The 20,321-nt window shown below is 67.9% G+C and carries 20 protein-coding genes; 10 read left to right on the top strand and 10 right to left on the bottom strand.

All coding sequences use genetic code 11. From position 1 onward, the window contains the following. Positions 1-150 precede the first annotated feature (150 nt). Genes eboE through ACGFH6_RS19885 form a run of 3 tightly spaced genes read left to right on the top strand, consistent with a single transcriptional unit; the run spans position 151 to position 2,934 of the window. Positions 151-1,356: a metabolite traffic protein EboE gene (eboE, locus tag ACGFH6_RS19875; RefSeq protein WP_393385632.1), complete on the top strand. Its 1,206-nt coding sequence runs from the start codon at positions 151-153 to the stop codon at positions 1,354-1,356. A 19-nt stretch (positions 1,357-1,375) separates the two neighbouring features. Continuing rightward, on the top strand, positions 1,376-2,161 hold the full coding sequence (locus tag ACGFH6_RS19880; protein WP_393385635.1) for an SDR family NAD(P)-dependent oxidoreductase: 786 nt from the start codon (positions 1,376-1,378) through the stop codon (positions 2,159-2,161). Continuing rightward, positions 2,158-2,934: a helix-turn-helix domain-containing protein gene (locus ACGFH6_RS19885; RefSeq protein ID WP_393385637.1), complete on the top strand. Its 777-nt coding sequence runs from the start codon at positions 2,158-2,160 to the stop codon at positions 2,932-2,934. Before ACGFH6_RS19880 ends, ACGFH6_RS19885 begins: the two co-directional genes overlap by 4 nt. Position 2,935: 1 nt before the next feature. On the opposite strand, the gene ACGFH6_RS19890 is transcribed toward ACGFH6_RS19885, so the two are convergent. From ACGFH6_RS19890 to ACGFH6_RS19900, 3 genes are all read right to left on the bottom strand, one after another. Further along, entirely contained in the window at positions 2,936-4,153 is a 1,218-nt protein-coding gene (locus tag ACGFH6_RS19890; protein WP_393385640.1) for an MFS transporter, read from the bottom strand. Between the two features lie 114 nt (positions 4,154-4,267). After that, entirely contained in the window at positions 4,268-5,101 is an 834-nt protein-coding gene (locus tag ACGFH6_RS19895; RefSeq protein ID WP_393385643.1) for an SRPBCC family protein, read from the bottom strand. Beyond that, a complete protein-coding gene (locus ACGFH6_RS19900) occupies positions 5,094-5,660 on the bottom strand; it encodes a transcriptional regulator (protein ID WP_238164455.1) in 567 nt (188 codons plus the stop codon). Before ACGFH6_RS19900 ends, ACGFH6_RS19895 begins: the two co-directional genes overlap by 8 nt. A 192-nt stretch (positions 5,661-5,852) precedes the next feature. Between ACGFH6_RS19900 and ACGFH6_RS19905 the strand changes: the two genes are divergently transcribed. From ACGFH6_RS19905 to ACGFH6_RS19915, 3 genes are all read left to right on the top strand, one after another. Then, entirely contained in the window at positions 5,853-6,929 is a 1,077-nt protein-coding gene (locus ACGFH6_RS19905) for an ABC transporter ATP-binding protein (protein ID WP_393385646.1), read from the top strand. Positions 6,930-7,036: 107 nt separating this feature from the next. Next, a complete protein-coding gene (locus tag ACGFH6_RS19910; protein WP_393385649.1) occupies positions 7,037-7,432 on the top strand; it encodes a RidA family protein in 396 nt (131 codons plus the stop codon). Then, positions 7,429-7,941, top strand: a complete 513-nt coding sequence (locus ACGFH6_RS19915) for a GrpB family protein (RefSeq protein ID WP_393385651.1) — start codon at positions 7,429-7,431, stop codon at positions 7,939-7,941. The genes ACGFH6_RS19910 and ACGFH6_RS19915 overlap by 4 nt, the downstream gene beginning before the upstream one ends. Here the strand turns inward: ACGFH6_RS19915 and ACGFH6_RS19920 are convergent. Further along, a complete protein-coding gene (locus tag ACGFH6_RS19920) occupies positions 7,929-9,215 on the bottom strand; it encodes an FAD-binding oxidoreductase (RefSeq protein ID WP_393385654.1) in 1,287 nt (428 codons plus the stop codon). The two genes, ACGFH6_RS19915 and ACGFH6_RS19920, sit on opposite strands and share 13 nt — an antisense overlap. Positions 9,216-9,272: 57 nt before the next feature. Between ACGFH6_RS19920 and ACGFH6_RS19925 the strand changes: the two genes are divergently transcribed. Continuing rightward, positions 9,273-10,286: a helix-turn-helix transcriptional regulator gene (locus ACGFH6_RS19925; RefSeq protein ID WP_393385657.1), complete on the top strand. Its 1,014-nt coding sequence runs from the start codon at positions 9,273-9,275 to the stop codon at positions 10,284-10,286. On the opposite strand, the gene clpX is transcribed toward ACGFH6_RS19925, so the two are convergent. After that, positions 10,234-11,454 carry an ATP-dependent Clp protease ATP-binding subunit ClpX gene (gene clpX / locus ACGFH6_RS19930; RefSeq protein ID WP_393385660.1) on the bottom strand — a complete coding sequence of 407 codons (1,221 nt, stop codon included), beginning with the start codon at positions 11,452-11,454 and terminating at the stop codon, positions 10,234-10,236. The two genes, ACGFH6_RS19925 and clpX, sit on opposite strands and share 53 nt — an antisense overlap. Before the next feature lie 69 nt (positions 11,455-11,523). Here clpX and ACGFH6_RS19935 point away from each other — a divergent pair, with 69 nt between their 5' ends. Continuing rightward, positions 11,524-12,534, top strand: coding sequence for a TetR/AcrR family transcriptional regulator (locus ACGFH6_RS19935; protein ID WP_393385663.1), 1,011 nt, complete (start codon positions 11,524-11,526; stop codon positions 12,532-12,534). Between the two features lie 2 nt (positions 12,535-12,536). Here ACGFH6_RS19935 and ACGFH6_RS19940 read toward each other — a convergent pair whose 3' ends face one another. Further along, a complete protein-coding gene (locus tag ACGFH6_RS19940; RefSeq protein ID WP_393385665.1) occupies positions 12,537-12,938 on the bottom strand; it encodes a hypothetical protein in 402 nt (133 codons plus the stop codon). Beyond that, the gene (locus ACGFH6_RS19945; RefSeq protein ID WP_393385668.1) at positions 12,935-13,441 is read right to left on the bottom strand and encodes a hypothetical protein; all 507 of its coding nucleotides are present in this window, start codon (positions 13,439-13,441) and stop codon (positions 12,935-12,937) included. Before ACGFH6_RS19945 ends, ACGFH6_RS19940 begins: the two co-directional genes overlap by 4 nt. Positions 13,442-13,528: 87 nt before the next feature. Between ACGFH6_RS19945 and ACGFH6_RS19950 the strand changes: the two genes are divergently transcribed. Continuing rightward, positions 13,529-14,161 (top strand): MerR family transcriptional regulator, encoded by a 633-nt coding sequence (locus ACGFH6_RS19950; protein WP_393385671.1) that lies wholly within the window; start codon positions 13,529-13,531, stop codon positions 14,159-14,161. Positions 14,162-14,223: 62 nt separating this feature from the next. On the opposite strand, the gene ACGFH6_RS19955 is transcribed toward ACGFH6_RS19950, so the two are convergent. Together ACGFH6_RS19955 and ACGFH6_RS19960 are read right to left on the bottom strand one after the other, a co-directional pair. Further along, positions 14,224-14,967 (bottom strand): SDR family NAD(P)-dependent oxidoreductase, encoded by a 744-nt coding sequence (locus ACGFH6_RS19955; protein WP_393385674.1) that lies wholly within the window; start codon positions 14,965-14,967, stop codon positions 14,224-14,226. A gap of 111 nt (positions 14,968-15,078) precedes the next feature. Then, on the bottom strand, positions 15,079-18,153 hold the full coding sequence (locus ACGFH6_RS19960; RefSeq protein ID WP_393386729.1) for a replicative DNA helicase: 3,075 nt from the start codon (positions 18,151-18,153) through the stop codon (positions 15,079-15,081). A 475-nt stretch (positions 18,154-18,628) separates the two neighbouring features. On the opposite strand from ACGFH6_RS19960, the gene ACGFH6_RS19965 reads away from it, so the two are divergent. Beyond that, on the top strand, positions 18,629-19,969 hold the full coding sequence (locus ACGFH6_RS19965) for an MATE family efflux transporter (protein ID WP_393385677.1): 1,341 nt from the start codon (positions 18,629-18,631) through the stop codon (positions 19,967-19,969). Here the strand turns inward: ACGFH6_RS19965 and ACGFH6_RS19970 are convergent. Further along, entirely contained in the window at positions 19,959-20,321 is a 363-nt protein-coding gene (locus ACGFH6_RS19970; protein WP_393385680.1) for a YrdB family protein, read from the bottom strand. The genes ACGFH6_RS19965 and ACGFH6_RS19970 overlap by 11 nt on opposite strands.

Raw genomic sequence — 20,321 nt, forward strand, 5'->3', positions numbered from 1 at the left:
TATGGCTCGATGTGTTCACAAGATGTCGGTGAAAACTTCCTGAAACACCGTCAAAACTGACAATTAGTGAACAAGCGGGCCTATCTTGACGCCGTTACATCGCTTGCTGTTCAGTGTTACTGATCATCCATTCGGCCCGAAAGCGACCCCATGAAGCTCAGCGACCGGCTCGGCCACCTGACCTACTCGACCCTCGTCCACCCCGGCGACACCTGGGCCGAGATGCGGGACAGCGTCACCCGGCACGTTCCGGCGGTGAAGGCGAGGGTGTCGCCGGATGCACCGATGGGACTGTCGCTGCGGCTGTCCGGCGCCTCGGTCGCGACCCTGTTGGCCGAACCTGCTGAGCGGGCCGACTTCCTCGGCTTCCTTCGCTCACAGGACCTGTACGTCTATACCGTCAACGCGTTCCCGCACGGCCCCTTCAAAGGCCGGTCGGTGATGGAGCAGGTGTACGAGCCGGACTGGGCCACCGAGGACCGCACCCGCTACACGATGGGCGTCGCCGACGTACTGGTGGACATCACCGAGCCGGACGTCGAGCCGTCGATCCAGACCGCTCCGCTGGCGTTCCGCCCGAACGTCGACGGGCCCGCGTTCATCGACCGCTTCACCACGAACCTACTCCGCGTTGTCGCCCATCTGGTCGACGTGGAACGACGTACCGGTCGCCTGGTGAAGTTGTCGCTCGAACCGGAACCGTTCTGCTTCCTGGAGACCACCGAGGAGACGGTGCGCTACTTCGAGGAACGGATCTACTCCCGCGCCGGCACCGAGGAACTGGCCAAGCTCGCGTCGGTCCCGGTATCGGCTGCGGTCGGACTGGTCCGGCGCCATCTCGGTGTTGTCTTCGACATCGGACACCAGTCGGTGGAGTTCGAGGACATCCCGGCCGCGCTGGAGTCACTGGTCGCGGCCGGCATCCCGATCTTCAAGCTGCAGGAGGCCGCGGCGCTCTGGGTCCCCGAGGTCACGGCCGAGACCGTGCAGGACCTGAAGCAGTTCACCGACACGATCTACCTCAGCCAGACCACCGAGCGCCGCGACGGGCAGCTCACCCGATTCCTCAACCTCGGCGACGCGATCGAGGCCTGGTACGACGCCCCGGGTGGCCGGCGGGAGTGGCGGACCCACTTCCACGTACCCGTCTTCCTCGACGAGATCGGTGGCTTCCGGACCACCCGCTCGTCCATCGAGGCCGCGCTGGACCTGCACCGGCGTACGCCGCTGTCGGACCACCTGGAGATCGAGACCTACACCTGGGACGTGCTGCCGGAGCACCTGAAGACCGGGGACATCGACGAGTACGTCAGCCGCGAGATCGACTGGGTCCGCGACACTCTCGGCGCGAACTGACAGGAACGAGGAGCAGCGCATGTCCGGAAGAGTGGCCGGCAAGAACATCGTCATCACCGGTGCGGGCAGCGGCATGGGCCGCGTCTTCGCCCTGGGCCTGGCACGCGAGGGCGCCACGATCGGAGTCCTCGACCGCAGTACCGAGGCAGCGAAGGCGGTCTGCGCCGAGCTGTCCGCGGCCGGGTCGACCGGAATCCCGCTCACCGCTGACGTGAGCAAGCGCGACCAGTTCAGCGCCGCCTTCGATGCGTTCGTCGAGCAGACCGGGCGACTGGACGTGCTTTTCAACAACGCCGGCTTCAACCAGCCCATGCACCTGATGGATGTGACCGAGGAGAACTGGCACGCCATCATGGACGTGAACGCGCTCGGCACGCTGATCGGCATCCAGGAGGGGGCCCGCAGGATGGTGCCCCTCCGGCAGGGCAAGATCGTGAACACGTCCTCCATCGCGGGTCGGCAGGGATTTCCCTCGTTCGCCCCGTACTGCGCGAGCAAGTTCGCGGTGAATGCGTTGACCCAGGCGGCGGCCCGGGCACTGGCCGAGCACAACATCACCTGCAACGCCTTCGCCCCGGGCGTGGTGGACACCCCGCTGTGGACGAAGCTGGACGAGGATCTGATGAAAATCGGCGACGCGGACAAGCCCGGTCAGGCGATGGCCGACTTCGCCGCCGGCATCCTGCGCGGACGGGTCGCCACCGGCGAGGACATCCTCGGCACCGCGCTGTACCTCGCCTCGGCCGACTCCGACTACCTGACCGGCCAGGTGATCATGATCGACGGAGGCATGGTGCTGGTGTGAGCACGACCGAGAACGACCCCACCACCATCACCGAAGGAGCCGCAGTGACCTCACCTCTCGTACCGCGAAGTCCGGACGACGCGACGGCGGTGAACCTCGGGCTCCGGCTGCGGACGGCACGGCAGAAGTCGGGCATGACCCTGCGCGAGCTGGCCCGGCGGCTGGGCGTCTCCCCGTCGTTCCTGTCGCAGATCGAGAACGGCAAGTCGCAGCCGTCGGTGGCGACGCTGTACTCGATGGCGCAGACCCTCGACGTCTCCATCGACCACCTCTTCGAGGGCACCTCCTCCGCGCCCGCCCCGGCGGAGCCGGACGTCGCGACGCCGGAAGAGGAGAGCGGACCGACTCCGGCCGATGAGGAGCCGGAGCCGATCCGGCGTTCGGACCTGGGTTCGCTCGACCACGTCTGGGAGGACAGCGGGAGCATGGGCCGGTTGTCTGTGACGTCACCGGGCAACCGGACCCGGCTGGTGATGGACACCGGGGTGGTCTGGGAGCAGCTGGCCACGAACACCGCCCACCAACTGGACTTCATCGAGATCGTCTACCCACCGGGGTCCAGCTCGACGAACGACGAACGCATGCTGCGCCACGACGGGTTCGAGTACGGCTACCTGATCGAAGGCGAGCTCGAGGTGACCTTCGGCTTCGAGACCTTCATGCTGCACGCCGGTGAGTCACTGGGGCTGAACTCGAGCGTCCCGCACCTGTTCCGGAACCTCGGAAGCGTCCCGGCGCGCGGCATCTGGTTCGTCCACCACGACCACAACTGACCTACCTGGTGGCCGCGAGCATCCGGAGTACGGCGGCGTTGACCAGGAGCAGAATGATCGCGGAGAAGACCAGCAGGGCGACCTGGGCCGGCAGGAGAGCGATGCCCAGGCCGATGGCGAGAACGGGGACCGCGAGGCCGACGTACGCGATGAGGAAGAGGGCGGCGAGGACTTCGCCGCGGGAGGTGGGGCCCGCAAGCGAGGCGGCGGTGGCTACGGCACCGCGGAAGACGAGGCCGGCACCGGCCCCGGCGATCACGCCGCCGGCGACGAACACCGCGAGGTTGGGGATCAGGCCGCCGATCGCGACGCCGATCAGCCCGAACGACATCAGGCCGAGACCGATCCGGAGCTGGCGGCCGCGCTCGAACCGGACGAACACAGCCTGGCTGACCGCGCCGGCGGTGAAGACCACGAACGTCACCACCCCGGCCAGCAACGGCGCCCTGTGGTGCAACACCCCGCCGAGGAACGTCGGAGCCAGCGAGGTGAACAGCCCGAAGACCGCGAACGCTGCGAACGCCCCGATCGCCGACGCGAAGAACAAAGGCTTCGCGGCGGACGGCACAGCCACCCGCTGCGGCCGATAAGCCGGCCGGACTTCCGGCCGCTCGACGGTCTCCGGCACCAACGCGATCCCCACCGCACTGAGCAGCAACAGCAGCAGGAACACCTCGTACGGGCGCTCGAGCGGTGACGCCACGTACTGCGCCAACAGTCCACCCACCAACGGACCGAACGCGAGCCCACCGAGGTTCACCATGCTCGAGATGAGCGCCGACCGGCTCGGGTCCTCCGCGGGACGAGCGATCTGCCGCAGCTCGGACATATGCGCGGTCGCGGTCGCGGTGAGCACACCGATACCGATCCCGCAGATGAAGCGAGCGATCAGCAGACCGGGCACGTCCTGCCAGATCAGGAAGATCACCGCCGACACCACCTCGACCAGTACGGCGAGCAGCGCGATGCGGCGCCGGCCGAGCCAGTCGCTGACATGCCCGGCCAGATACAGCGCCGCCATCACCCCGATCGCGTAGCTGGCGAAGATCACCGTGATCACGTACGTCGGGAACCCGTCGCGGTGCTGGTAGATGGCGTAGAGCGGAGTGGGCACGGTGGAGAACGCCAAGGCGATGAGGAACGCCGCGGCGATCACCCAGAACCCGGGCGCATGCGCGAACCGGACGCGGGCGCCGCTGGACGCCCCCGAACTGGTCATAACGGACATGCTCCCAGCCTCACGCTCGCCATCGGCCGATTCAAACGCGATCGAGCAGGGCGCTGACCGCCCTGCTCGATCGTCGGTTCGGAACTTTCGTCTGTTCCAGGTCTTCTAGGCGACCCAGATGGACTGCCAGTCCTTCTGCTCGTTGAAGCGGCGCAGCGCGGCGACCCCGCTGAGCCAGCCGAGCCACGCAGCGTACGGCGGGTTGCCCTCGTCGAACCCGCTCATCACGAAGGTGAGCCGGGTCTTGCCGTCGGACTCGGCCAGTTCCCACGTACTGATGCCGGAGTCACCCCAGTCGACGGACATGCTGCGACCCTCGACGACTCCGACGACCGTGGCGCCGGGTCCCGCGTCGAAGCCGCCCATCGCGAACCGGCCGCCGGCGTGCGGCTCGATCCCGACCGGGTAGCCGAACCACGCCGACGCCTTCTCGGAGGTGGTCAGCGACTCGTACACCTGGGCGACCGGCGCGTCGATCAGCGCCTCCCCGGTGAACTCGGCCGAGGTGAAGTCCGGCCGGGTGGTGAGTGCGCGCCCTTCCAGGTGGTCGACCAGGTTGGCCAGCGCGAGGGACCAGAACGTCTGCAGTACGCCGCGGATCGACGCCCGGCTGATTGCGTCGGCGAAGTCGAAGTGACTCTGAGTCAGTTGGATCAGCGTGGCGTCGTCGGACTCGGCCGTCAGCGCGATCTCGGTGGTGGTCTCCTCACCGCCGAGTGTCCACGCCAGCTTCAGCGTCCGGCCGTCGTACCCGAGGACACGCTGGTGCGGGGCGTCGCCCTCGGGGATGTAGCGGCCCCAGAACTCGAAGGTCGCGGGCAGGTCGACGTTCGAGTGCTCGCCGAGCCAGAGGTCGAGGGCCTTCGGGTCGGTCAGCGCCTGCCGTACGTCGTCGATGCCGGCCTGGGCGCGAACCTTGAGGATGAGCGGTTCAGTCATGGTCTTGGTCTCCCTTGGGGTAGCACGCCACGGCCAGCTTGAAGGCATCGCCTTCGGAGCCGCCGTAGCGCTCGAACAGGTCCTGCAGCGTGCTGCGCAGGTCCTGGAAGAACTCGCGCCGCTGGTCCGGTGGGACCCGGATCTCACCGGAAACCCCGATGGACGGCAGCTCCGGAGCTGTCCGGTCCAGCGCGGCGATGTCGGTCTGGACCTCTTCCATCAGGTCCAGTAGGTAGCCGAGGCTCAGTTCGTCCTGGGTCCGGCGGAGGCCGCCGATCCGGCCGACGAGCCGCGGGGACAGCCAGTACGAGCGCGCGGTCGCCTGGTAGATGCCCTCGTGGACGCCACGCACCTTGCGCTCGTCCACCTGCGTCACCAGCCCCGCCTCGACGAGGCGCTTGACGTGGTAGTAGACGCGCTGCGGAGTCTGCCCGAGCTGTTCGGCCACCTCGCCGCAGGTGTGCGGCTCGGCCAGCCGCCGCAACACCTCGATCCGCTGCGGCTTGAACAGCGCCTCGGCCTGTTCGAGCTGCTCCAGGTGCATCACGTCTCTGATCACACAAAAAAGTTTGTACGTAAAAAACTTGCTTGTCAATGGTGTTGCGAATCCATCGGCCGGGAATGTAAACGAGTACTTGCTCGTTCTACTGAGTGCCTCGGTGATGCGTCACCAAGGCAAGCCACCCCAGACCTGGGGCCTTTGCTACGGATCGTCCGGCACGTTCCTGCCGGCGAAGGAAGGAAGCGCGACATGGCAACTGTCTCGTTCAAGGGAGCCACCCGGGTCTACCCGGGCACCGACATCGCCGCCGTGGACAAGCTCGACCTCGACATCGAGGACGGGGAGTTCATGGTGCTGGTCGGACCATCCGGTTCGGGGAAGTCGACCGCACTGCGGATGCTGGCCGGGCTCGAAGAGGTCAACGAGGGATCCATCTACATCGGCGATCGCGACGTCACGAACAGCCCGCCGAAAGAGCGCGACATCGCGATGGTGTTCCAGAACTACGCGCTGTACCCACATATGTCGGTCGCCGACAACATGGGCTTCGCCCTGAAGATGCAGGGCCTGCACAAGGACGAGCGGGCCAAGCGCGTCGCCGAGGCGGCCAAACTGCTCGGCCTCGAGGAGTACCTCGACCGCAAGCCGAAGGCGCTGTCCGGCGGTCAGCGTCAGCGCGTCGCGATGGGCCGCGCGATCGTCCGTGACCCGCAGGTCTTCCTGATGGACGAGCCGCTGTCGAACCTCGACGCCAAGCTCCGGGTCCAGACCCGCACGCAGATCGCCGAGCTGCAGCACCGCCTCGGCGTCACCACGGTGTACGTCACCCACGACCAGGTCGAGGCCATGACCATGGGCGACCGGGTCGCCGTACTGAAGGACGGCGTACTGCAGCAGGTCGACACCCCGCTGAACCTGTACGACAAGCCGCGGAACAAGTTCGTGGCCGGCTTCATGGGATCGCCGGCGATGAACCTGATCGAGGCCAAGATCACCGACGGCGGTGCGCTGATCGGTGACTACCTGGTGCCGATCGACCGCGCACTGCTGGCCAAGGCCGGCGACGACAAGACGCTGACCATCGGCGTCCGGCCGGAGGCGCTCCACTTCGCCGACGAGGGGCTGCCGGTGACGGTCGCGGTGGTCGAGGAGCTCGGCTCCGACGCGTTCCTGTACGGCACCGCGGAGCACACCGGGAACCAGCAGATCATCGCCCGGATCAGCACCCGCCAGAACGCCGAGAAGGGCAGCCTGATTCACCTGGCTCCGGACCCGGAGAAGCTGCACCTGTTCTCGTCCTCCACCGAGGAGCGGCTGAACGCCTGATCACCGTGCTGCCGCCGGGTCTCTGCTTCAGGGCCCGGCGGCAGTAGCTTGTCTGGCCCCGCGTAAATTCCGTTGACCGGGTGGTGTGGGTCGCGTTTGCTCGGGGAGTGACGATCGAGCGGACCAACCCCGACGGACTGCACGCGACCCCCGGCTATCACCATGTGACCACGGTCCAGGCCGACACCCTGGTCTACCTGGCGGGCCAGTGCCCGCTGCAACCTTCCGGCGAGCTCGCCGAGGGCGGCCTCACAGGTCAGACTGAGCAGGTGATCCGCAACATCCTGATCGCGCTCGAGTCCGCGGGTGCCACCCCGGACGACGTCGTACGCACCGTCATCTATGTCGTGAGCTCCGACCGCGCCGAGCTGGGGGCGGTGTGGGACCAGCTCAACGCGTCGCCGCTCGCGCCGGCGTTCAGCACGGCCAGCACTCTGCTCGGCGTCGCACAGCTCGGCTTCACAGGTCAGCTCGTCGAGATCGACGTCACCGCGGCGCTGTGATCCCTCCGGCGTCGGTGGTCGAGTACGACGCGCGGTGGCCGGTGTGGTTCGCGGAGATCCGGGATGGGTTGTCGCCTTACCTGAAGGGCATCCCGCATACGGTCGAGCACGTCGGCAGCACCGCCGTACCAGGGCTGGCCGCGAAGCCCATCATCGACGTCGACGTGGTGGTCCCGGCCGTTGACCTTGTGCCGGCTGCCGTCGCGGCGATAGTTGCTTCCGGCTACCAGCACGAGGGCGACCTCGGCATCACCGGGCGGGAGGCGTTCGCGCTCCCGCCCGACGCAGTGCACTACCACCACCTGTACGTCGTTGTTGAAGGCAACAAGCCGCATCAGGACCATGCGCTGTTGCGCGACCACTTGCGGGCAGACGCCGCCGATCGGGAGCGGTACGCCGCCCTGAAGCGGGAGTCGGCCCACCTCCTCACCACCGACCGTGCGGCGTACGTCGAGGCGAAGGCCGGGCTGGTCGAGGAGATCCTCCGGCGCGCTGCTCAGAGCTCGTGATTCGGTGCGAGCCGGCGGTCGGCGTCGTACCTGTTCCTGAGGTCGGTGAGCCGGCGGTGGTCGGCCGGGTCGAATGCCGCGCGGATCTCGTCGCCGGTCAGCGGGCCGGCGGAGAAGTTGAGCAGGCGGCCGACCGTGACGCCGCGCCATGGCTCGAGGATGCTGTGGTGCAAGGCGGTTACGTCGTCCTCGCCTGGTGAGAGAACAGTCAGCGAGTACGACGCTGTGCGGTGGCCGATCGCGTTCGGTACGTCGGGCTGACGGCTGAGCGCACCACCGAGGTGACGGATGCCGATCACGCACATCGCCGACGCGTCCGGTCCGGCGAGCTTCGGCAGCGTCGCGAGCGCCTCCGGGTCGAGGTCGCTGAGCAGGGCATTGCGTGAGCGGTAGCTGTCCGGGCGTTCCGGCTCGGCGAAGATCTTGCCCGACTCGGTGTACGGGAGCTCGCCGACGGTGTCGAACACCGGCTCACCGACCGCGCGCAGCGGTTTGATCAAATCCTCTCCGCCGTCGCCGAGGATCGCGAGCTGCACCTGGGCGACGTACCTCCCGCGCAGTGGTTCCGGGACCTGCGGGATGTCCGGCAGCGGCACCAGCGCGATGGCCGAGGTCACCTCGTCGGGAACCGACCGGGTCCAATCGGCCCATGCCTCGAGCACAGTCGGGTTCCGCGTGAAGTCGAAGTACAGGCTGCCGCCGTACAACGTGGCGACGTCGAACAGGTCGACCTCGATCCCGGTCACCACGCCGAAGTTGCCGCCACCACCGCGCAGCGCCCAGAACAGCTCGGCGTCGTCCTCGGCATTCCGCCGTACCCCGTCCGGGGTGACGATCTCGATCCGGCGGACGTGGTCGGCGGCGTACCCGTACCGCCGGCCCATCAGCCCGAGGCCGCCACCGAGCGTGTAGGAGATCGCGCCGACTCCCGGGAAGCTGCCGGACAGCGGGGCGAGACCGTACGGCGCGGTCGCCTCGATCACGTCCTGCCAGGTCGCACCGGCCTCGATCCACGCCGTCTTCCGCTCGGGATCGACCCGGACGCCGTTGAAGGCTCCGGTCGCGATCAACACACCGCCGTCGAGACCCTTCGCGAGCCCATGCCCGGACGCCTGCACCGCCAGGCGCAGGTCGTGCTCAGCGGCGTACCGGACTGCTTCCTCGACCTCGGCCACGCTCGTGACCGGGAAGATGATGTCCGGCCGATGCGGGTCCCGCCGCTGGAACCCGAGCCGCGCCTCGTCGTATCCGTTCGATTCCTTCGTCACCATCATGGAACCGACGCTATGACCCCTTGCGGACACGTCTTGTCCGCAAGGCATCCTGTTCGGGTGAGTACCCGGAAAGAACTGCCCGGCCGCCTGCTCCGGTTGCTGTCCCTGCTGCAGAGCCGCCGCGAGTGGTCCGGCCGCGAGTTGGCCGACCGTCTCGGCGTCACCGAGCGGACGGTACGACGCGACGTCGACCGACTGCGGTCCCTCGACTACCCGGTGACGGGTACGACCGGGACGGCCGGCGGCTACCGCCTCGGTCCCGGTACGACGCTGCCGCCACTGCTGCTCGACGACGATGAGGCGGTGGCGGTTGCACTTGGCCTGGTCGGCGCGGCGGGCGGTGGTGTGAGCGGGATCGCGGAGAGTTCGATGCGGGCTCTCGCCAAGCTCGAGCAGGTGCTGCCGGCACGACTGCGACCGCAGTTGGCCGCGGTGGGTTCTGCGGCCACGACGGTTCCCCGACCGGATGTGGCCCAGGTGGATCCTGGGGTTCTCGCCGTACTCGCGCGGTGTTGTCGCAACCACGAGATCGTTGCCTTCGACTACCAAAGCCGCCGGGGTACGACGACTCGCCGGCGGGTCGAGCCGCATCAGCTGCTGACGTTGACCTGGCGCTGGTACCTGCTCGCGTTCGACCCGTCACGCGACGACTGGCGGATCTTCCGGGTCGACCGGATCTCCGAGGTGACGCCCGTACTGCACAGGTTCACGCCGCGGGTCTTGCCGGCTCCGGACGCACCGACCTACCTGGTTGAGTCGTTCGCCGCCGCGCAGTACCGGCACGCGGTTCGGCTGACCGTTCAGCTCCCGGCTGAGCGCGTGGTCGACACCTTCGAGGGTGTCGTTCGCGGCACGGTCGAGCCGTCCGGACCGGACGCGTGCGTGGTCCGCTTCAGCGCGGACACCGCGTCGCTGGTGCTCTCCCTGGTCGTCCCGATCGTTGCCCTGGGCGCCGAGTTCACCGTTGACGAGGCGACGCCGGAGGTCACGGCGATGATCGCCGACGTCGGCGAACGGCTTACGCGGTCCTTCGCCGCCGCGGCGGAGTCCGCGGCACCAACGTCGGATTGACGTTGGTCTCGACCGCGTCGCGATCCACGACCACCCGCTCGATGTCGTCGCGCCCGGGTACGTCGTACATCACCGGGAGCATGACCTCTTCGAGGATCGCGCGCAGTGCGCGGGCACCGGTCCGGCGGAGCAGGGCGAGCTCCGCGATCGCCTCGACCGCGTCCGGGGTGAACTCGAGGTCGACGCCGTCGAGCCGGAACAGCTTGCGGTACTGCTTGATCAGCGCGTTGCGCGGCTCGGTGAGGATCCGGACCAGCGCGTCGCGGTCGAGCGCGGGCACGCTGGTGACGATCGGGAGCCGGCCGACGAACTCAGGGATCAGGCCGAATGTGACCAGGTCCTCCGGCATGACCTTCCCACTCTCGGGCTGCTCGGCCGCGGCACCGAAGCCCAGCCGGGATGGGCGCGTGCGCCGGGCGACCAACTCATCGAGTCCGTCGAAGGCGCCACTGACGATGAAGAGCACCCGGGTCGTGTCGATCTGGAGGAACTCCTGCTGCGGGTGCTTGCGGCCACCCTGCGGCGGCACCGAGGCCGTCGTACCTTCCAGGATCTTCAGCAGCGCCTGCTGCACGCCCTCGCCGGACACATCGCGGGTGATCGACGGGTTCTCGCTCTTCCTCGTGATCTTGTCGATCTCGTCGATGTAGACGATGCCGGTCTCGGCCTTGCGGACGTCGAAGTCGGCGGCCTGGATCAGCTTGAGCAGAATGTTCTCGACGTCCTCGCCGACGTACCCGGCCTCGGTCAGCGCGGTCGCGTCGGCGATGGCGAACGGTACGTCGAGCATCCGGGCCAGCGTCTGGGCCAGATGGGTCTTACCGGAACCGGTCGGGCCGATCAGCAGGATGTTCGACTTGCCCAGCTCGACGTCGCCGGCCTTGGTCCGGTGCCGTTTGTAGTGGTTGTAGACGGCAACGGCCAGTGCCTTCTTCGCGTCGTCCTGACCGATCACGTAACCGTCGAGGAACTCGCGGATCTCACGCGGCTTCGGCACCCGGGCCGGCAGGTCGTCGCTGATATCGCTGAGCTCGCCCTCGGCGATCAGCTCGTTGCAGAGCTCGACGCAGCCGTCGCAGATGCACAGCGGGGTGGGGCCGGCGATCAGCTTGCCGACCTGGTGCTGGGTCTTGCCGCAGAACGTGCACTTCAGCACCTCGGCTGCCATCCCCTACCGCCTTCTCAGATGTTGTCGTCATCCAGATGATAGCAACATCTGGGTGCTAGAGTGGTGGCCGTGAGCCGCTTGAGCAGGGCGGAACTGCAACTCCGCAACCGGGCGAAGGTGCTGGCCGCGGCGCGGGCGGAGTTCGCCGAGCACGGCTACCGGGATGCGACCATCGACCGCATCGCCGACCGCGCGGACCTCACCCGTGGCGCGGTGTACTCCAACTTCGCCGGCAAGCGCGCGCTCTACCTGACAGCGCTGGCCGATCAGAACCGGCCGGGCCGAGGTGCACGTCGAGCGGTGAGCACACCTGCCGAAGGGCTCGCCGCCTTCGCGTCTTCGTGGTTCGACCGCGAACACCCGAGCGCACAGGCCGACCTGGCGGACTTCGGGACGCCGTACGCCTCGTTGCTCGGTTTCAACGCGGTCCTCCTCGGCCTCGCCCTCGACGCCCTGAGCCCCGGCGAACTCGGCCGGAGGATCCAGGTCTCGCGGCTCGCGCTCACGCTGCTGACCGGTGCGACCCAGTTGGCCTCGGCCCCCGGGTTCGTCCAGCCGCTCGCGGTCGCTCGCGCCTGTGCCGGGTTGGCCGACCTCGACGTCGACGATCCCTGGACACGTCCACCGACCATGCCCCCGGTGCGGCCGGCGCACGAGTCCTGGTCGCCGCCATCCGTGACCGACGAGGTGCTTCGCCGTACGGCGGAGTTCGGCAGCGGCGGCGTCGTCATCCTCGGACTCAACCGCCTGGCCGCCGCGGAGGACGTCGTACGGTCCACCGCCGGAGCGGTCACGATCGCCCTGGTGTCCAGCGATCCGTCCGAGCTCGGGCCGCTCGCTCGGTACACCACCGACAGCCTTCTTGGTTGCCTGCGGCAAGTAGTTCCACTGCCGCGGGTGCAGGTGGTGCACGACGAGAGCGGCGTACTGGCGTCTGCCCTCGGCTGCGAGGTGATCGGCGACGACCTCGAGTATGCCGTCGCGATCACCGGCGACCGGATCGTCGCCCGCGCCGAGGGGTTCGGGGCGGGCGCGGCGATCGCCGCGGTACAGCCGGCCCGAACCATCGCAGCCGGCTGAGGTCAGGCGACGATCAGGCCGATGCCGAGGGTCAGGACGCCGAGCGCGAGCGACGCGGCGCCGAGCCACAGCACCCAGAGGAACTGGTTCGGCTGGGTCCGGTCCTTGCCGGCGGACGAGGCGAAGAAGCCGCCGGACATGAGGATCGCCGCTACCGGGATCGCCAGGCGGGCGACCCAGGGCATGAGGCCGGACAGGCCGGTCTGGTCGACGTACAGCAGCCCGACCAGGCTGAGGATCACGAGTACGCCGGCGTGTGCGTGGCCGGCTCGCGCGAACGACTTCTGGAAGTCCGTCATCGGCACCTGACCGCGGACGATCTTGGTCATGAAGTAGCCGCCGAACTGGATCGTGACGATGGTGAGCAGGATCGCCCCGGCGATGATCCGCGACGCTTCGGTCATGAGTGCACCAACTCCTTTCGCCGTGCCGGAGTGGTAGCGGGCTTGGTGGCCTTGGCGATCCAGAGCGCGACCGCGAGGTAGAGGATCTGCTCGGGGATCCGCTGCCAGAGCGGGGTCGCCTCGCCGCCGGCGAACGGTACGTCGGCCACCGCCGCGTGGATGTTCGCCGGGAGCAACGCCACGAACAGCGCGGCCAGGGCGTACCCGGCGACCCAGCGCGTCGCGGTGAGCACGAGACCGGCCGCACCGAGCAGTTCCAGTACGCCGGTGACGTACACCAGCGCATCCGCGAACGGCAGGAACGGCGGGACCATGCGCACCATGTCCGCGTGGTTCGGCATCACCGTCACGTCGGCCGGGACGAAATGCGCGCTCGCGGTGAACAGCAGCATGACTGCCATCGCGTGCGCCGCGCTGACGGGCCAGGTCGCGAACCGTCTCACCCCGAGCGCGCCGAGCGCCCGGAAGACGAGCGTCGCCAGGACAAGAACGAGGGGGATCATCTGTCTCAGCTCCTTACATGGATAGTGAAAGTATCCGCTTATGGATACTGATACTATCTATCACAGCCGAGAGGAAGGCAAGCGAGAATGCGCATCGGGGAACTGAGCCGGGCCACCGAGGTCCCGGTGCCGACGATCAAGTACTACCTGCGCGAGGGCCTGCTTCCGCAGGGTGAGCTCAGCAGCCCGAACCAGGCGTCGTACGGCGACCGGCACGTCCGCCGGCTGCGACTGATCCGGGCACTGGTCGAGTTGGCCCAGGTCCCGGTGGCGCAGGTGAAGGAGATCCTCGAGTCGCTGGACTCTGACGACATACCTCTGCATGAACAGATCGGCCGGGCCCATCGCGCGCTCACGCCGACCCGCAAGCAGACCGCTTCAGAGGAGGCCCGCGCGGCCGCCACCACTCAGGTGACCGAACTGATCACCGGCCGCGGCTGGTCCGTCGAACCCGAGGCGCCCGCGCTCACCACCCTGATCGAGACCGTCGCCGCGCTGCGCACCCTCGGCCAGGACGACCTGGTCGGCTTCCTCGACGCCTACGCCGACGCCGTCGAACGCTTCACGGAACTGGAGATCGATGCCGTCACCACCAACCCCACCCGGGACCAACTGGCCGAATCCGTAGTCATCGGCACCATCCTCGGCGAAACCCTCATCTCCTCCCTCCGCCTCCTCGCCCAGGAATCCATCTCAGCGTCCCGCTGGAAGAACCGCTGACTATCCGAAGAGCTGGCTGTTGAGGGTCTCTGCGGGCGAGGCCGAAAGGCGGAGGGCTGTGATCACCAGGCGACGGGGCCGAGTCGGTCGACGAAGGTGCCGGTCGGACCGTCGGCGTCGAGAGTTGCGAGCCGGATGATGGAGTCGGTGCCCTCGGTGACCGTCAGCTCGCCGGTGTGGCGATTCATGTCCGTCGCAGCGAACTTGCGGTTCGCGACCTCTCCTGGGGTGGCGACGTTGAACTTGATGTTCGGGAGAGCCTGCGCGTACCGGACGGTGATCATGTTCAGCGCGGCCTTCGACGTACTGTAAGCCAGCTCGTGCATCCTCGAGACCGGCTGCGTCGGATCGGTCACGACCGCGAATGATCCACCGGCGCTCGACACCATCACGACGCGCGGATTCTCCGCAGCCTGCAGCAGCGGCAGGAACGCCTGCGTCACCCTGATCGGTCCGTACACATTCGTGTCGAACACAGGATGAATGTCGGCCACCACCGCATCCGCCGGCGGAACCGCCTTCCCCGGCGCACCCGCGTTGTTGATCAGCACGTCCAGCCGGTCAGTCTGCTTCCGAACAAGCCGTACGGCGTCCGCCACCGACTCGTCCGACGTCACATCCAACGGGACCAGGACCACGTTCGCCCCGCCATCCGCCAACGTCTCCGCAGCGCTCCGCCCGCGCTCCACATCCCGCGACCCGAGGAAGACCGTCCACCCCAACTCCCCCAACCGCCGAGCCGCCTCGAACCCAAGCCCTTTGTTCCCTCCGGTCACCAACACCGAGGTCTGTTCAGATCTAGTCATGCCCACAAGACGCCACACCCCACTCACCCGTGACACCCTGTGAACGACCTCACAACCCCAGCGGGCCCCGGCGACCCGATGCGCCAGTCGGTGCGGCCCGAAATGGTTCTTCTATCCGTCGTGGGCCATGTCGACGAAGCGGGAGTAGTGGCCCTGGAAGGCGACGACGACGTCTGCCGTGGGGCCGTTGCGGTGCTTGGCCACGATGAAGTCAGCTTCACCGGGGCGGGTGGACTCCCGCTCGTAGGCGTCCTCACGGTGAAGCAGGATCACGACGTCGGCGTCCTGCTCCAGGCTGTTGTGGACAGCGATGCCGTCGGCGACGAAGTTGTGGGTGCCTAGGACGGTGGCGTCGTACACCTCCTGCTCGCCGAGGCTCTCGACCGAGGTGATGGTGTCCCAAAAGATGTCGTTGGTGGCGAGCACTTCCAGGTCTGCGTCGTCCAGGATGTCGGCGACCTTGGCCAGGCGCTGCCGGCTCGGAGCGTGCTTCCACATCGTCGAGCCGGAGAACTTGGTGCCCATCGCCGCGGCGAACTCCCGGTGCGTGACGTTGCGTTCGGCAAGAACCTCGCGGACGTGCGACCAGACCTCCGTCGGCACAGTGTCCAGGTTGGTGTTGCCCTTGATGTCGCGCAGGGCCGTGGCAACCTCGAGCACCTTCAGGCCGCGGAGACCGTGTACGCCGATCTGGTCGCAGAAACGCAATTGGTTCTCTGCGCCGTAGATGTGCAGATGGTAGGAGTCGCGGTAGCCGGCCTTCTTCGCCGTCTTGATGCGGCTGAAGATGTTGTGGCGGAGGAGGAGGCGGGCGAGATCGTCGACGAGGCGGCGGCTGGTGCTGGCGTAGTAGATGCGACCCTGGCCGGACTTTGTGTCCCAGCGGACGGAGCCGTCGGTAGCCCAGAGGTGGCGGATGAAGTGGGCGACCTGCTCCTTCGGGAGCCCGAAGACGCCGGCGGGGATGAACTTCTCGTGGCTGCGCAAGCCGAACAGTCCCAGACCGTCGAGCCAGGCGGCGATCGGGTTGCGCTTGCCGCGGGCCAGCCGGTACGGCGCGGGGAGGCGAAGGCTGATCACGCGCGCGGCGGCGTACTCGTCGCGGATCGCGGTGATGCCGAAGCGCCGGTGCGCGGCCTCGGCGACCGCGGTGAGGTTGTCCTCGTCGATACTCGCGTAGCGGATCGGCTGGCGCTTGACGAAGGAACCGTCGCCGAGCAGGTGAGCGAGGACCGTGATCTCGTCCTCGTCCCATGGCGTGACCTGGAGCGGGGCCGGCACATGGCGAAGCGATCCAACCCGTGCACCAGGAGCCAGGTCACCCAGCGGCTTCCAGCCGTCGTACGTGAGGAACGGGTGGTTCGCGGTGGCGTTGATCTCGCGTCCCGAGGCGAGCTTCAGACGGAAGACCTCCTTCACCCCGCTCGGGAAGGCATGAGTCAACGTGCGCGGGACCAGCTTCAGCCGGTCGTCCAGCGACCAGACCGGGATGTCCCGCGCCTGCGTGGCCAGCAGTTCGCCGAGCGAGATCTCGGCGCCGTTGTCCGCGCGCAGCAGCCGGGTGTCCGCGGTCAGGCAGCCTGATTCGCGGAGGTCGGAGGCCATGGGGCGTTTGTCGGAGCGTTGTTCGGAGCCTCGGTTGAGCTGGCAGATGGCTACGACGGGGAGTTCCAGTTCCTTGGCGAGGAGCTTGATGGAGCGGGAGAACTCGGAGACTTCGAGTTGGCGGGACTCGACCTTCTTGCCGGACGTCATCAGCTGGAGGTAGTCGATCACGATCAGGCGGAGGTCGTGGCGCTGCTTGAGGCGGCGGGCCTTGGCGCGGATCTCCATCATGGTGAGGTTCGGGGAGTCGTCGATGAACAGCGGCGCCTCGGAGACCTCGCCCATCTTGCGGGCCAGCCGGGCCCAGTCCTCGTCGGTCATCTTGCCGTTGCGCATGTGGTGCAGCGGCACCTTGGCCTCGGCGGACAGCAGACGCATCGTGATCTCGTTGCGGCTCATCTCCAGCGAGAAGATGCACGAGGTCAGGCCGTGCTTGATCGACGCCGACCGGGCCAGGTCGAGCCCCAGGGTGGAGTTGTGGGTCGGGATCATCGTCTTGCCGGCGAGGTACAGGTGATCGGGGTTGTCCACCTCGACGCAGCGCACCGGCACACTCTCAACCTGGTGGATCCATTCCACCCGCCGATCGCCCTCACCGGCCAGCGCGGCCGGGAAGCCGTGCCCGGTGATCTGCCGCGGCGCCGACCCGGTGATCGGCGGTGTCAGTCCGGGACTCGCTGACATCGCCGTGAACAGGTCGGCGGTCGTGCAGACCACCGGGCGGCCGCCGTCCTCGACCCGCCACTGGTGCTCGGCGTCGGCGACGATCGTGCTGCCGTCGGAGAACGACAGCCGGAAACATGGCCGGTCGACCATCACCTCGGTCGCCGCCACCACTGTGGTCGGCCCGCCGTCGGCGTCGAGCAACTGGTCGCCGACCGCGACCTCGGCCATCGTGGTCCAGCCGGTCGGCGTGGGCAGCGGGGTGTCGAGCGCGAGCGCCTTCCCCATCGCGGGACGCGCGGCGACGATGATCATCTGGCCGGGGTGCAGACCGTTGGTCAGCTCGTCGAGGTCAGTGAACCCGGTCGGTACGCCGACCATCGCGTCGCCACGGGAGTCGATCGCCTCGATCTCGTCGAGGGCGCCCTCCATGATGTCCTTCAGCGGCGCGTAGTCCTCGGCGGTCCGCTTCTCGGTGACCGAGTAGATCTCCGCCTGCGCCTCGTCGACGACGTCGTCGACCTCACCCTCACCGGCGTACCCGAGCTGGACGATCTTCGTGCCGGCCTCGACCAGGCGACGCAGGATCGCCTTCTCCCGGACGATGTGCGCGTAGTACCCGGCGTTCGCGGCGAGCGGGACGGAGGCGACCAGCGTGTGCACGTACGGCGCGCCGCCGATCCGGGCCATCTCGCCGCGACGGTTCAGCTCGGCGGCGACCGTGATCGCGTCGGCCGGCTCGCCACGGGCATAGAGGTCGGTGATCGCGTCGAACACGATCTCGTGGGCCGGCCGGTAGAAGTCGGTGCTGCGCAGGGTCTCGATCACGTCGGCGATCGCGTCCTTGCTCAGCATCATGGCGCCGAGCACGCACTGCTCCGCGGCCAGATCCTGCGGCGGCGTGCGGTCGAAGCCCATCTCCGGGTTGCGCTCTTCCTGGCCGCCGCCCTGCCCCCCGCGGAACTCCGCCACGCTCACTTCGCCCGACCTCCTCGTCCGCCCACCGACGCGCCACCCCGACCATCGGAGGCCGAAGTTCGAACACCTGATCGAACCGTAAACACAGCCACCGACAGTTTGCGGACGGCGCCAGACACGCGACCGTACGCCGGTCTGGTCACCGGGTGCTAGCCGGTCATCCACAGGGGGTGTGGACGAGTTGTGGGAAACTCCGTGATCGGGTGTGCACAGGTTGGGAACAACCCTGTGGATATCTGCGGACAGGGATCCAAAACAGCCCTCTGACCTGCGGTTTCACCCATTCACAACTGTGGAGAAGAAAAAGTCCGCGACCTTCTTCCGGACTGTGGGATCCGGCCGTCTGTGCACAGCCCAGGTCAGGCACAATGGGCCGCATGCTCATGACATACCGCGCGCTGGCGACGGCGGCGCGGTGACTGGGGCGAGCCGGGCAGGACTGCGACGACTGATCGGTGTCCAGGACCGCGAGATCCTCCGGCTCGCCGTCCCGGCGTTCTTCGCGCTGGTCTCCGAGCCGCTGATGCTGCTCGCCGATTCCGCGATCGTCGGCCACCTCGGTACGCCGCAACTCGCCGCACTGGGCATCGCCGGAACGATCCTGCAGACGCTGGTCGGGATCTGCGTGTTCCTCGCCTATGGCACGACGTCCGCGGTGGCCCGGCGGATCGGCGCGGGTGATCACCGCGGCGCACTGGCCCAGGGCATCGACGGACTCTGGCTCGCGCTGCTGCTGGGCGTCGTACTGGCGATCGCCGGGCTGCTGCTCTCGCCGGTCGCGATCGCCGCGTTCGACCCATCGCCGGATGTCGCGGATCACGCCGTGATCTATCTGCGCATCTCGTGCTTCGGCATCCCGTCCATGTTGCTGCTGATGGCGGCCACCGGCGTACTGCGTGGATTGCAGGACACCAAGACTCCGATGATCGTCGCCATCTCCGCCAACCTCGTCAACATCGGCCTCAACGTCCTGCTCGTCTACGGCCTCGACCTCGACATCGCCGGCTCGGCACTGGGTACGGCGCTCGCACAGACGGCGGCTGGAGTGGCGCTGGTCGTAGTGGTCGTCCGCGGCGCCCGGCGCGACGGCGCCAAGCTGCGACCGGACAGACCGGGCATCCTCGCGTCCGCACAAATGGGCATCCCGCTGATCGTCCGAACTCTGACGTTGCGGGTGGCACTCATCCTGCTCACCTTCGTCGCCACCGCTCTGGGTACGACGTCGGTCGCCGCGCACCAGGTCGCATTCACTCTCTGGTCTTTCCTCGCGCTCGCACTCGACGCCATCGCCATCGCGGCGCAGGCGTTGACCGGGCGGGCACTCGGTGCGGGTGACGTGGCCGGCACCCGCGCGATCACCCGGCGGATGATGTGGTGGGGCCTGGTCTCCGGATTCGTCGGCGGGCTCGCTCTGTGGGGTCTGCGCGACATCTACGTCGCGTGGTTCACCACGGATCCCGAGGTACGACAGACGCTCGCCGCCGTACTGATCGTCGCGGCGTTGTGGCAACCCGTGAACGGCGTGGTGTTCGTGTTGGACGGCGTGCTGATCGGCGCCGGAGACGGCCGATACCTGGCGGTGGCCGGAGTGATCGCGCTCGTGCTGTACGTGCCGCTGGCGTTGAGTGTGCTGTGGTTCGACGGCGGCATCGTCGCGTTGTGGTGGGCGTTCGGCGGGTTCATGCTGCTGCGGCTGCTCACTCTGATGACGCGCGAACGCAGCGACGCCTGGCTGGTGACAGGCGCTACTCGCTGACGTTCCGCTGCGGCGTGTCCGGGCTGAGCTTCTGCACGTGGATGATCAGCAGGTTCGCCGCGACCACCACTACGAAGACAACAGCGAGCACCGGGTGACCGAGGCTCCACAGTGCGGCTCCGGCGAGGCCGAACACCAGGACCTTCACCACCGTCCGCACCACCGGCGTGCCCCGCTTCGCGGTGGGAGCGGCGTACAGGCCCCAGATGACGGCCGCGACGATGGGCAGTCCGACAGCGAGCAGAATCCGCAGCGCGGTGTTGCCGGTCGCTTGCGATCCCCACCAGGCGAAGATGCCTAAGGCAACCAGCTCCACGAGGAAGGCGAGCAGCAGGTTCGTCCACTTCCACAT

This window comes from Kribbella sp. NPDC049227 (assembly GCF_043197265.1).
Lineage (GTDB): Bacteria > Actinomycetota > Actinomycetes > Propionibacteriales > Kribbellaceae > Kribbella.

Bases quoted from the DNA above. Each gene is read 5' to 3' on its own strand.
- eboE (WP_393385632.1), top strand. From the start codon at position 151: ATGAAGCTCAGCGACCGGCTCGGCCACCTGACCTACTCGACCCTCGTC.
- ACGFH6_RS19880 (WP_393385635.1), top strand. From the start codon at position 1,376: ATGTCCGGAAGAGTGGCCGGCAAGAACATCGTCATCACCGGTGCGGGC.
- ACGFH6_RS19890 (WP_393385640.1), bottom strand. From the start codon at position 4,153: ATGACCAGTTCGGGGGCGTCCAGCGGCGCCCGCGTCCGGTTCGCGCAT.
- ACGFH6_RS19895 (WP_393385643.1), bottom strand. From the start codon at position 5,101: ATGACTGAACCGCTCATCCTCAAGGTTCGCGCCCAGGCCGGCATCGAC.
- ACGFH6_RS19905 (WP_393385646.1), top strand. From the start codon at position 5,853: ATGGCAACTGTCTCGTTCAAGGGAGCCACCCGGGTCTACCCGGGCACC.
- ACGFH6_RS19920 (WP_393385654.1), bottom strand. From the start codon at position 9,215: ATGATGGTGACGAAGGAATCGAACGGATACGACGAGGCGCGGCTCGGG.
- clpX (WP_393385660.1), bottom strand. From the start codon at position 11,454: ATGGCAGCCGAGGTGCTGAAGTGCACGTTCTGCGGCAAGACCCAGCAC.
- ACGFH6_RS19940 (WP_393385665.1), bottom strand. From the start codon at position 12,938: ATGACCGAAGCGTCGCGGATCATCGCCGGGGCGATCCTGCTCACCATC.
- ACGFH6_RS19945 (WP_393385668.1), bottom strand. From the start codon at position 13,441: ATGATCCCCCTCGTTCTTGTCCTGGCGACGCTCGTCTTCCGGGCGCTC.
- ACGFH6_RS19950 (WP_393385671.1), top strand. From the start codon at position 13,529: ATGCGCATCGGGGAACTGAGCCGGGCCACCGAGGTCCCGGTGCCGACG.
- ACGFH6_RS19955 (WP_393385674.1), bottom strand. From the start codon at position 14,967: ATGACTAGATCTGAACAGACCTCGGTGTTGGTGACCGGAGGGAACAAA.
- ACGFH6_RS19960 (WP_393386729.1), bottom strand. From the start codon at position 18,153: ATGGGCTTCGACCGCACGCCGCCGCAGGATCTGGCCGCGGAGCAGTGC.
- ACGFH6_RS19970 (WP_393385680.1), bottom strand. From the start codon at position 20,321: ATGTGGAAGTGGACGAACCTGCTGCTCGCCTTCCTCGTGGAGCTGGTT.